The organism is Serratia sp. P2ACOL2, from assembly GCF_003691565.1.
Lineage (GTDB): Bacteria > Pseudomonadota > Gammaproteobacteria > Enterobacterales > Enterobacteriaceae > Serratia > Serratia liquefaciens.
On the sequence record NZ_CP033162.1, the window covers coordinates 2640876 to 2651925 of the forward strand.

At 54.3% G+C, this 11050-nt stretch carries 10 protein-coding genes; 5 read left to right on the forward strand and 5 right to left on the reverse strand.

All coding sequences use genetic code 11. The features are described from left to right. Positions 1-11: 11 nt before the first annotated feature. Entirely contained in the window at positions 12-908 is an 897-nt protein-coding gene (locus tag EBA31_RS12905; protein ID WP_122079372.1) for a LysR family transcriptional regulator, read from the reverse strand. 85 nt (positions 909-993) lie between these two features. On the opposite strand from EBA31_RS12905, the gene EBA31_RS12910 reads away from it, so the two are divergent. Then, entirely contained in the window at positions 994-1767 is a 774-nt protein-coding gene (locus EBA31_RS12910) for an NAD(P)H-dependent oxidoreductase (RefSeq protein ID WP_122079373.1), read from the forward strand. Between the two features lie 97 nt (positions 1768-1864). Here the strand turns inward: EBA31_RS12910 and EBA31_RS12915 are convergent, their stop codons facing one another. Next, positions 1865-3319 (reverse strand): FAD-binding oxidoreductase, encoded by a 1455-nt coding sequence (locus EBA31_RS12915; RefSeq protein ID WP_122079374.1) that lies wholly within the window; start codon positions 3317-3319, stop codon positions 1865-1867. Positions 3320-3386: 67 nt separating this feature from the next. Further along, entirely contained in the window at positions 3387-4172 is a 786-nt protein-coding gene (locus EBA31_RS12920) for an SDR family oxidoreductase (protein WP_122079375.1), read from the reverse strand. Positions 4173-4567: 395 nt separating this feature from the next. On the opposite strand from EBA31_RS12920, the gene EBA31_RS12925 reads away from it, so the two are divergent. Continuing rightward, positions 4568-5854 carry a nitrate/nitrite transporter gene (locus EBA31_RS12925; RefSeq protein WP_122079376.1) on the forward strand — a complete coding sequence of 429 codons (1287 nt, stop codon included), beginning with the start codon at positions 4568-4570 and terminating at the stop codon, positions 5852-5854. A gap of 25 nt (positions 5855-5879) precedes the next feature. Next, positions 5880-7328 carry an FGGY-family carbohydrate kinase gene (locus tag EBA31_RS12930; protein ID WP_122079377.1) on the forward strand — a complete coding sequence of 483 codons (1449 nt, stop codon included), beginning with the start codon at positions 5880-5882 and terminating at the stop codon, positions 7326-7328. On the opposite strand, the gene EBA31_RS12935 is transcribed toward EBA31_RS12930, so the two are convergent. Continuing rightward, entirely contained in the window at positions 7329-7898 is a 570-nt protein-coding gene (locus tag EBA31_RS12935) for a glycerol-3-phosphate responsive antiterminator (RefSeq protein ID WP_122079378.1), read from the reverse strand. 92 nt (positions 7899-7990) lie between these two features. Beyond that, on the reverse strand, positions 7991-8908 hold the full coding sequence (locus tag EBA31_RS12940; protein ID WP_122079379.1) for a LysR substrate-binding domain-containing protein: 918 nt from the start codon (positions 8906-8908) through the stop codon (positions 7991-7993). A gap of 239 nt (positions 8909-9147) precedes the next feature. Here EBA31_RS12940 and EBA31_RS12945 point away from each other — a divergent pair, with 239 nt between their 5' ends. Both EBA31_RS12945 and fae read left to right on the forward strand, forming a co-directional pair. After that, complete coding sequence (locus tag EBA31_RS12945) at positions 9148-10509, forward strand: MFS transporter (RefSeq protein ID WP_046373520.1); 1362 nt, start codon at positions 9148-9150, stop codon at positions 10507-10509. Positions 10510-10539: 30 nt separating this feature from the next. After that, positions 10540-11043, forward strand: a complete 504-nt coding sequence (gene fae, locus EBA31_RS12950) for a formaldehyde-activating enzyme (protein WP_122079380.1) — start codon at positions 10540-10542, stop codon at positions 11041-11043. The last annotated feature ends 7 nt before the right edge of the window (positions 11044-11050 follow it).

An 11050-nucleotide genomic window follows, 5' to 3' on the forward strand; every position in this document is an offset into this window, starting at 1 on the left:
TGCAGATATCTTTATGCAAGCGACGAGACAATATGCTCTCGCAGCCATTGATGCGCCGGATCGCGATGGGCACGCTCATGCCATAGCATGGTCATCTCGAAGCCCGGCATCTCGACGGGCGGCTCCACCACCTGCAACGCGCTATTATTGCGTACCAGACGTGACGGCAGCATGGCCACCAGCTCTGAGGTTGCCAGCACCGACATCACAAACAGAAAATGCGGTACGGAAAGCACCACTCGCCGGGTCAAACCGACTTCCGCCAACACTTTGTCGGTGATGCCGAAAAAGCCCCCGCCGTCCGGCGAAACCATCACATGTTCCAGCTCACAAAACTCAGCCAGTGAAGGTGGTTTTTGCAAGCCTGGGTGTCCGGCTCGTCCCACCAGCACGTAGCGTTCGCTAAACAAAATTCGTTGTCGCAAATGGGCTGGAGCCCCTTCACGGGTATGAAAGGCCAAATCTATCTCACCCTGCTCCGCCTGCCTGGCGATGCGTGAAGGCACTGTCTCGATCACTGCCAGTCTGCTGTTCGGCGCCGCAGCCCGCAGGCCCATCAACGCCGGCTGAACAATGGTTGACTCGCCATAGTCAAAAGCCGCTACGCGCCAGGTATTTTCAGCCACTTTGGGATCAAAGGGCGCTGAAGGTGACACCGCTTGTTCCAGTGCATCAAGTGCCTGCCGCAGCGGTTCACGTAACTCGTCGCCGCGTGCGGTGGGCCGCATGCCTCGTGGCCCCGGCAACAGCAGCGGATCGTTAAAGATGTCTCTGAGTTTGGCGAGATGCACACTGACCGCAGGTTGTGAGAAGTTTAAACGTTGTGCCGCCCGGGTAACGTTGTGCTCTGAAAGCAAGGCGTCCAGCGTGACCAGCAGGTTAAGATCCAGACGTCTGATATTATTCATGCTAATACCTGTAATATTAGAAATTCATTTCTAATATACCTTGCAGCAGCCTAACCTGCCTCCATCAATCAATGGAGGTTCCACAATGAACGTTTTAATCGTCTACGCCCACCCTGAACCGCAGTCATTAAATGGTTCACTCAAGGATTTTTCAGTACAGCGGCTCGAAGCTGCCGGCCATGCGGTGCAAGTTTCCGATCTGTATGTCATGCAATGGAAAGCGACGCTCGACGCCAATGACAGCACGGCCCAATCCGGTGATCGTTTCAATCCGTCGCTCGATTCCCAGCAGGCTTTTGCTCAGGGTTTACAGAGCAAAGATATTGAACTGGAACAGGAAAAGCTGCTGTGGGCCGATACGGTGATCTTGCAGTTCCCGCTGTGGTGGTTTTCGATGCCGGCGATCCTTAAAGGCTGGGTTGAACGCGTCTATGCCTACGGATTTGCCTATGGCGTCGGCGAGCACTCTGACGTCCGTTGGGGGGATCGTTATGGTGAAGGCACCCTCGCCGGTAAACGCGCGATGCTGATTGTCACTACCGGCGGATGGGAGTCGCACTATGCGCAACGCGGCATCAATGGCCCGATCGATGACATTCTGTTCCCTATCCAACATGGCATCCTGCATTATCCCGGTTTCGAGGTGCTGCCGCCCTTTGTTCTTTATCGCACTGGGCGGGTCGATGAAGCGCGCTTTGCCGAGGCTTGTAACGCACTGGGGCAACGCCTCGATGAATTGGAGCAAACCTCGCCTATTCCCTTCCGTAGGCAGAATGCGGGCGAGTACGAGATCCCGGCATTGACGCTGAAACCCGATATTGCTCCCGGACGTAAGGGCTTTAGCGCGCATATTGAATAATTAATGCGTGCTCGCCACCGATGGAGAGAAACAACGGGGTAAACGCAGCGCGAAGAATAAGGCTAAGAAGGCCCGGTGAGCCGGGCCAGAGGCAAGATTATTTTTCCAACGGATAAATGGTGCCGGCGTTCATGATGCCGTTGGGATCGTAGACTTCCTTCAATGCCTTCAGGATGTAATAGGCGCTGCCGTGTTCGTCTTTGGTCCAATGCGTACGATGTTTGCCGATGCCGTGGTGGTGTACCATAGAACCGCCCTGTTTTAGGGTTTCTTCGACGATAATCTTGTTCAACGGATTATGGTACTTGTCGATCTCCTCTTCCGGTTTGCAATCCACCACGTTGTAATCGTAAACGAAGTACATGTTGGTGCCATTGATGTAACTGTGTGAAGAGTGGCCGCCCAGCATGGTGATGTCATCGGCATGTGGGAATTCCGCGCGTATTCTGCGGATCACATTCTCGTAGATGGTATGGATGCTGGCCCAGTCGCTGGAAACTTCGGTGGTGAACCCCATGTTGTTGGTTTTCATGATCTGCAGGCGTTCCGCCGCCACCTTCTCCGGCCCCCAGTTCAGGTTATTGAACCACTGCTCAATCAGCTTGCTGTCCACTTTGTGGCATTCTGCGTGACTTTGCACAATTGCCTCAATGCCTGCCCCTGTCGCCTGCGCAATGCCTTTTGCACCTTCGGCCATAAAGATCAGCACGCATTTGCCCTGGGCAAAATGGGTAAAGTGCTGGGTACCGTCCTCGACGTCATACAGACGGGCGATTGACGGGCGATAGCCATCGACCATAACTTCCCGCAGGATATCAAAGCCGGTCTGCATATTGTCGAGGGTATAGCCGTAGAACAGGTTGTTTTCCGGCGTGTACTTGAAAATTTTCACCGTCACTTCGGTAATGAAGCACAGTGCCCCTTCATTGCCGATGATCACGTGGCGAATATCAGGCCCGGCGGCACGGCGTGGCACATTTTTGATGCGCGTAATCGTGCCGTTCGGGAAGACAGCTTCCAACCCGACCACCATATCTTCAATCGCGCCATATAGCGTAGAGAGTTGACCGATGCTGCGCGTCGCGACCAGACCGCCCATTTGCGCCAGCGGCTTGGACTGCGGCGAATGTCCGGTAGTGTAACCCTGGGCGCGCAGTTGGTTTTCCAGTACTTCCAGCGATACGCCACACTGGGCCGTTGCCTGCATGTTGCGAATATCGATGCTGACGATCTGGTCCAATCCCGAGCCATCCAGCACCACCGAGTTTTTGACCACCGTCTCCAGCCCGCCCTCGGTGGCGGATGCGCCGGTACGCGGCACGCAGTTGATGTGATTTTCGTTCATAAATTTCAGCACATCCGCGACCTGCTGGCTATTTTCCAGCTTAACCACGGCTGCCGGCAACGGTAGAGTGAAGACGCCATGAATATCGGCATATTTGCGGAAACGGTCCACGCTGTTTTTCTTCAACGTTTCCTCGTCGGTAATGACCCGCTCTGGGCCCACGATTTCTTTTAAATGAGTGACAATAGCTTCACGAGTCAGAGACATGGTTACTCCTTCCTGATAATAAGAATATAAAATGTAATTTGGATAAAACGGAGAGTGCTCCGCTTATTTAACGAACCAGATAACCACCATCGACCACCAGCAAATGGCCATTAACATAATTTGATGCCCTGCTGGCTAAAAATACCATTGCCCCCATTAAATCTTGTGTATCACCCCAGCGGTTGGCAGGAATATGTTCCAATACGCGCCTGTTGGTTTCCGGATTACTTCGGGTTTCTGCGGTAATGTCGGTAGCGTAATAACCCGGTGCAATACCGTTGACCTGAATATTATATTGCCCCAGTTCATCACAATAAGCTTTGGTAAAACCAGCCAGGGCATGTTTAGTGGCAGAATAAGCCGGGGACCATTGACCGCCAAGGTAAGAAAAGAGAGAGCAAATATTGATGATCTTACCCTGCTGGTTGGGGATCATCACTTTGGCGGCTTCGTAGCTCATTTCAAAGGCGGCCGTCAGATTGATGTCAATCATCGGATCCCAGTCAGCACGGCCAAAATCCTGCACCTTGTTCAGTTTGCAGATGCCCGCATTGTTGACCAGAATATCCACGGACCCGAAGTGCGCCAGGCATTCGGCGATGACCCTGGCCGGCGCGCCTTTCTCGGTGATATCCACCTGCATAAAGGCCACGCGCACGCCCTGTTGTTCAATGATTTCACGGGTTTGCCCCTGATCCATCACAAAGCTGGGAATAAACAGATTCGCCCCGGCCTTGGCCAGCGCCACGGCAAACGCCTGCCCCAGCCCACTGTTGCCGCCGGTGACAATCGCCGTCTTCCCCTTCAGCGAAAAGAAATCCAGTGAGAACGCATTCAACGCATCTAGTGACATGTCCTGACTCCTTAGCCTGGAAAAAAAGCAAAAAAAATGAGAAAAGTAAGCTCCTCTGCACTGGGCAAAGAAGTTACTTTTCTCATCGGCTCTAGTAACTGAGAAGCAAGCTAACATGCCCACTCCGTTCGCTTCCGTGATTGACTTCACAAAATCATTTTATGCTAAAAATAGCGTGATAATAAAAATGACTTGTCTCACTGAGTAATTACCCCTTGATAACGGCCCGCCAATTCTCATTTTAGGCTTTTGTGATAACAATCACGGATATTATTCCCGGCGCCGTGCTATTTGTTAGGGCAGTTACTGAATGAGCCCAAGAGAAAAGTAACTTCCCGTAATGCGGGGAGTTTGCTTTTCTCTTTTTTTGTTTGACAATTTAATGGGAATGCCGCATGAAGAAATCAAATTTCCGCCGTTGGTTAACCCTGGCAATAATAAGTATTAGTGGCGGCGTTAGTTTTGATCTGGCCTATTTACGCTATATCTATCAAATACCCATGGCGAAGTTTATGGGTTTTTCCAATACCGAAATAGGTTTGATTATGAGCACCTTCGGTATTGCCGCCATTATTCTTTATGCCCCCAGTGGCATTGTCGCCGATAAGTTTTCCCACCGTAAGGTCATGACTTTCGCCATGATCGCGACCGGCTTGCTAGGTGGGCTGATGGCGTTTTACCCGCCTTTCTGGGTGATGATCCTGATACAGGTAGCATTCGCCATTACCACCATTCTGCTACTCTGGTCCGTTTCCATCAAGGCGGCGTCACTGCTCGGCAACCATGAGGAACAGGGCAAAATCATGGGCTGGATGGAGGGGTTAAGAGGCGTCGGCGTAATGGCGCTGGCGGTGTTCACCATGTGGATCTTCTCTTTATTCGCTACCGAGGATCCCAACAGCCTCAAAGCGGTGATCCTGATTTACAGCGGCGTATATATTCTGCTCGGCGTGCTTTGCTGGTTCTTCGTCAGCGAGGGTTCTTCCCAGGCCGCAAGCAGCAGTACCGAGCCCTCACCTCCCTTTAGCCTCGGTGACATCCTGAGAGTGCTCAAGGTCAGCAGCACCTGGTATTGCAGCATGATCATCTTCGGCGTCTACACCATTTACGCCATCCTGAGTTACTCGACCAATTACCTGACCGAAATGTATGGCATGACGCTGGTTGCCGCCAGCTACATGGGGATTGTGATTAACAAGATATTCCGCGCCATCTGTGGTCCGCTCGGGGGATTGATCACCAGCCACAGTCGGTTGAAATCGCCGACCCGGGTGATTCAACTGCTGGCGCTGGTCAGCCTGATCACGCTGGGCGCCTTGTTAGTCACCAATCAACAACCGGGCTCGGTCGCCGTGGGTATCGGTTTGATCTTGTTACTGGCTTTTGCCTGCTATGCCTCGCGCGGGCTGTATTTCGCCTGTATTGGTGAAGTCCGTACGCCCAAATTCATTATGGGCACTACGGTGGGTATCTGCTCGGTGATCGGTTTTCTGCCGGATGTGTTTGTCTACCCCTTGGTTGGGCATTGGCAAGACACCCTGCCAGCAGCCGAGGCTTATCGCAATATGTGGCTGATGGGGCTGACCGCCACCGGATTGGTAGTGGTGTTTACATACCTGTTGTTCAACAAGATTAAAACGGCCGATGCAAAAACAACAACCATAAAACCCCTGGTCGGTTAATGGATTTTCCTTGAGGAGCGAACGCATGAAGAAGCAGTATTTGATGGGGGTGGACGTTGGCACCCAAAGCGCAAAAGTGGTGATTTTTGATTTGGACGGCAACGTCATTTGCGAAGGGAAACAGCAACTGCGCAAGCTGGAGATCCCCGCGCCGCTGCTGGCGGAGCATCCGGATGATGACCTCTGGGACGCCCTAAAGGTGGCGTTTCGTCGCGTCATGCAGCGTTTTGCTGAATACGGTGGTCAGCAGCAGGACATCCTGTCGATGGGGATTTGCATCGTTCGCTGCTGCCGTGCGCTGCTAAAAGAAAACGGTGAGCTAGCCTACCCGGTGATCAACTGGATGGATAAGCGCCTCAACAAGCCCTATGAGTATATAGATGCCTACCGGGAGGTGCGCTATATCACTACCACCTCGGGATATATTACCCATAGGCTGACCGGCGAGTTCAAAGACACCTGCGCCAATTACATCGGTTGGTGGCCGATGGACAATGATCGCTTGGACTGGAGCACGGATCCGGCGGTCTGGCAAAGCTGCAATCTGACGCGCAATCGGGTACTGGACGTGGTGAAGCCGGGGGAAATCCTCGGTTATCTCAGCGAACGCGCGGCGAAGCAAATCGGTTTGCCGGCAGGTCTCCCGGTGGTCGCGACCGCGCACGATAAAGCGGTAGAGGCTCTGGGGGCCGGTTCGCTGGACGAAGGTGTCGCGCTTATCTCCCTTGGCACCTATATCGGCGCCATGGTGCACGGCCATGCCAACGTGAAAAACGCACGCCATTTCTGGCCGTTCCAGGCATCGATCCCCGGCCGGTATTTGTATGAATGCATGGGCGTGCGTCGCGGTATGTGGACCATAAGCTGGTTTCGCGACCAGTTTGGCGCGGCTGCGTTGTCTGCGGCCCATGACGCAGGGGTTAGCATCGAGGAACTGTTGAACCACGAGGCCGAACGGGTGCCGGCGGGCTGCGAAGGTTTGATCACCGTGCATGACTGGGCACCGCCATCAGAAGCCGAATACCGCAAAGGCGCGATGATTGGCTTCGATGGCCGTCATACTCGGGCGCACATTTACCGCTCTATTCTGGAGGGTATCGCCTTCACCATGAAAAACCATATGGATAAAATGGCGCAGGAACTGAATACGCCCTTCCACAGCCTGATCATCTCCGGCGGCGGCGCCAACAGCGATTTGTTTATGCAAATTTTCGCCGACGTGTTCGGTATCCCGACGCGTCGGAACCTGATGAGCGGCTCTGCCGCGGTGGGATGCGCCATCAATGCCGGCATGGCGATTGGTGCATTCGACAGCTATCAGCAGGCCACCGAAAGGCTGGTGAAAATCGGCGACCGCTTTACGCCGGACAACCGTAATCACCTTTTTTATCAGCAACTCAATGAGCGGGTTTACCAACAGGTTAACGCACACCTCGATCCGTTATTGCGTGCGCTCAGCCCTCTGGTGGATTAGCTATAACGCCAACTTCCACACGTCATGGTTGGTGGTGGAGACGGCAATCGCTCCGGCTTTTAACGCCGTCTGGGCGTCGTCTTCATCACACACCAGGCCCCCGGCGATGATCGGCAAATCGATTTTATCCGCCACCCAACCCAACACTTTCGGCATGCAGCCCGGCAGGATTTCGATGCAGTCCGGCGTGGACTGCGCCACCTGCTTGTCGACGTTATTAAAAGAGATGGAATCGAGGATAAACAGCCGGTGAATGGCATAGAACCCCTGCTGACGCGCGGCTTTGACCATTGAGGTTTTGGTGCTGATGATGCCGTCGGCGGCGGTCACGATCTTCAGAAAGTTAATCACGATTTCTTTGTTGGAACTTCCCTCCAACAAATCGACGTGTACAAAGGCGTATTTTCCGGCCTCTTTAATCTGCTGCACGATGCGTCCGATGTTGCAGATATTGCCGTAGAGCACCGAAATAATCCGACAGTCTGACTTCACCGCCGCCTGCAGGCTTTCATTATCTTTTACGGCGGCAATCACCGGATGCAGTTTTAACAACTCAACAATTGAAGACACGTTATTCCCCTGGTAGGCCCGCAGCAAGAACGGCGGGCAATGCTCATTAACAACAAGGTAACACACCCCTACACAGGTATCTCCACGTCCGCTCACACCGCTGCGATCATGCCCGGCAACGGTTCAGGATACCCTGACCGCTGCTGGATTTCCTGCTGTAGCCAATCGTGAAAATACCCCACCCGGGGCATATCGCGCTTGCCTGCGGGAATTTCCAGCCAGTATCCGTTGCGGCTTTTCAACTCAACCGGCGACAGCAGCACCAGCAGGCCGCTTTGCAATTCATTGCGGATCATCATCCGATCCAACACGGCGTAACCTGCTCCGGTAATGCAGGCATTAATCACCTGGTCTTGCGTACTGAACTCCAGCCCACTTTGCTGGCCGGCAATGGGCTGTCCCGCCGTCGCCAGCCAACAGGGCCAGTTATCCAGGCGAATATCGCCATTCAGGATGTGCAACTGAGGCTGGGTATGCAACGGCGGGAAGCCGCCATCGACCATCAGTAAAGGGCTGCCTACCAACACCAGTCGTTCATGGCATAACCATTCGCCCCGGGCGGCGCAGTCATCCGGATCGCCAAAGCGGATGGCGCAGTCGAAATCGCAATATTTTTGCCGGGTTTCACTGATCAGGGCGATCTGCAACTGGCTGTTACGGCTGCGCAACGCCACCAATCTGGGAGCCAGCCAACGGGTGGCGAAAGTCGGTGCTACCTGCAGGCGCAGGTGCTGTAACGGATTGTGCAGTTGTACATGCTGGATCCCCTCTTCAAGGATATCCAGCGACTGCCGCACTCTTGGCAGCAACGATATCGCGTCCTGCGTCAACGCCAGGCCACTGTGGCTACGGATAAACAGCAGCTTGCCCAGGAAGGCTTCAAGCTGCTTGATCTGTCGGCTGGCGGCGCTTTGAGTAATAAATAACGCCTCTGCCGCTTTGCTGAAACTCAGCGTTCGGCAGGTTTCCTCGAATACGCGCAACATACTCAGTGAAGGAAGTTTTCTCACGATACGCGAAGCCTCTGTGCATAAAACAACATGTTAACTATATGTTGCTAATTTGCAGTGATTCGCCAGTGTGCATCCCGTTTATTTCCATAAAACCAGAAGCCGATCACATGCGTTTTCCACCTGAGGGTATGACTAAAACGCACTCGCCGAAGCGCGGGTCTGCTGCCACATTGTTTACGCATTCAAAACATAAAACCAACAATAACCCCACACCACTCCAACTGGAGGACAGGGCAATGCAACATCTGACATCACAACAAATACGTATGGATGACGTACCGTTAAACCGATTCCATCTCAAAATCGCCGGGCTGACTTTCGGCGCCCACTTCACCGACGGCTATGTACTGGGCGTCATAGGTTTCGCCCTGGCGCAAATCAAACCGCAAATGGGGATCTCCGCCTTTTGGGAAGGCATGTTGGGCAGTTCAGCGCTGATCGGCCTGTTTATCGGCAGTTTGCTGCTCGGCTGGGTGGCCGACTACATCGGCCGGCAAAAAATATTCTGCTTTAGCTTTGTGGTGATCACCCTGGCCTCGGCGCTGCAATTCTTCGCCACCACGCCGGAACAACTCTTCTTGCTGCGGGTGCTGGTCGGTGTCGGATTAGGCGGCGACTTCTCCGTGGGCCACACCATGCTGGCCGAATTTTCTCCCCGTAAACACCGTGGCGTACTGCTGGGATCTTTCAGCGTGATTTGGACTTTTGGCTACGTAGCCGCCGGGTTTGCCGGTCACTTCCTGACGGCGATGGGACCGGATGCCTGGCGTTGGCTGCTCTCTTCTTCCGCCGTGCCGGCCGTCATCATCCTGCTCATGCGGATAGGCACGCCGGAATCTCCCCGCTGGCTGATGGGAAAAGGGCGTCGCGAGCAGGCCATGGCCATCGTACACCGCTATTTTGGCCCTAACGTCATGCTGGTCGATGAGGCCCCCACCCTCAGTAAACAGCGTTTTTTGTCGCTGTTTGGCCCGGTATATCGTCGGCGCACCGCGTTCAACAGCCTGTTTTTCGTCTGTCTGGTGATCCCCTATTTCGCGATTTATACCTTCTTGCCGTCCATTCTGCAGGTCATGGGCCTGGATCAAAATTTTGCCACCGACTTGTTGCTCAACGGTCTGCTGATCGTCGGTGCACTACTCGGCATTTTGCTGACGATGTTCTGTTCCCGACGTGGCTTCCTGATCGGTTCCTTTGTGTTCCTCGCGGCGTGCTTAGTGTTGCTTAGCCTGATCCCCGTCAGCCAGTCGGCGTGGCTGATCGCACTGTTTGCGGCTTTCACGCTGGTGATGTCGGCGGTCAGCAACCTGGTCGGCGTTTTTCCCGCGGAAAGTTTCCCTACGGAAGTCCGCTCAATGGGCGTCGGGTTCGCCACGTCAATGAGCCGCTTGGGTTCTGCCATCGGCACCGGTCTGTTGCCACTGGCGATTGTCCACTACGGCATGCCCGCCACCACCGGCATTCTGGCCGTGATCTTGATTATCGGCGCGCTGGTCTCCATCGCCTGGGCGCCAGAAACCAAAGGATTAACCCTGGTGGACGCCAGCCAGGATCCGGCGCAGCGCGCAGACAATGCGTTGGCCGCATCGATTAAATAACACCATCTGACTGAAAACAGGAGCAATGACGTGGAAATGTATATCGGTGAAGGGTTTGAGGGTAACGGCGTAAACGCCTCGCACATCAATATTTTGATCGGCCCGCGTCATGGCGCGGTAGGTCAGGCGTTCGCATCCAGTCTGGCCTCCCCCAGCCAGGGGCACTGCCCCTTTATGGTGGTGGTGAAGCCCAATGTGCCGACCAAGCCTATGACGCTGTACGTCAACAAGGCCGAAATCAGCGGCGAACTGCATGGCAATGCCACCTGGGGCGCCTCCCAGGCGGCCATCGCCAAAGCGGTAGCTGAAGCCCTGCTGGAGGGGATCTTGCCGCCAGAGGCCGAAGACCAGTGGTGCATCGTGACCGCCAACTGGGTGAATCCGGCCTGTGATGATCTCGACGAGGTGTATCGGAATAACTATCGCGCCTGTAGCCAGGCGATCCATTCGGCGATGAATCAGTTGCCCAACCGCAGCCAGCTCGCCCAGGCTCTGCCGCAGCTGGCGAATCCCTTTTATACCCCGCGTGCCTGAGGAGAAC

What these genes read in the sequence shown, in the direction of transcription:
- EBA31_RS12905 (WP_122079372.1), bottom strand. Translation starts at nt 908, where the DNA reads ATGAATAATATCAGACGTCTGGATCTTAACCTGCTGGTCACGCTGGAC.
- EBA31_RS12910 (WP_122079373.1), top strand. Translation starts at nt 994, where the DNA reads ATGAACGTTTTAATCGTCTACGCCCACCCTGAACCGCAGTCATTAAAT.
- EBA31_RS12915 (WP_122079374.1), bottom strand. Translation starts at nt 3,319, where the DNA reads ATGTCTCTGACTCGTGAAGCTATTGTCACTCATTTAAAAGAAATCGTG.
- EBA31_RS12920 (WP_122079375.1), bottom strand. Translation starts at nt 4,172, where the DNA reads ATGTCACTAGATGCGTTGAATGCGTTCTCACTGGATTTCTTTTCGCTG.
- EBA31_RS12925 (WP_122079376.1), top strand. Translation starts at nt 4,568, where the DNA reads ATGAAGAAATCAAATTTCCGCCGTTGGTTAACCCTGGCAATAATAAGT.
- EBA31_RS12930 (WP_122079377.1), top strand. Translation starts at nt 5,880, where the DNA reads ATGAAGAAGCAGTATTTGATGGGGGTGGACGTTGGCACCCAAAGCGCA.
- EBA31_RS12945 (WP_046373520.1), top strand. Translation starts at nt 9,148, where the DNA reads ATGCAACATCTGACATCACAACAAATACGTATGGATGACGTACCGTTA.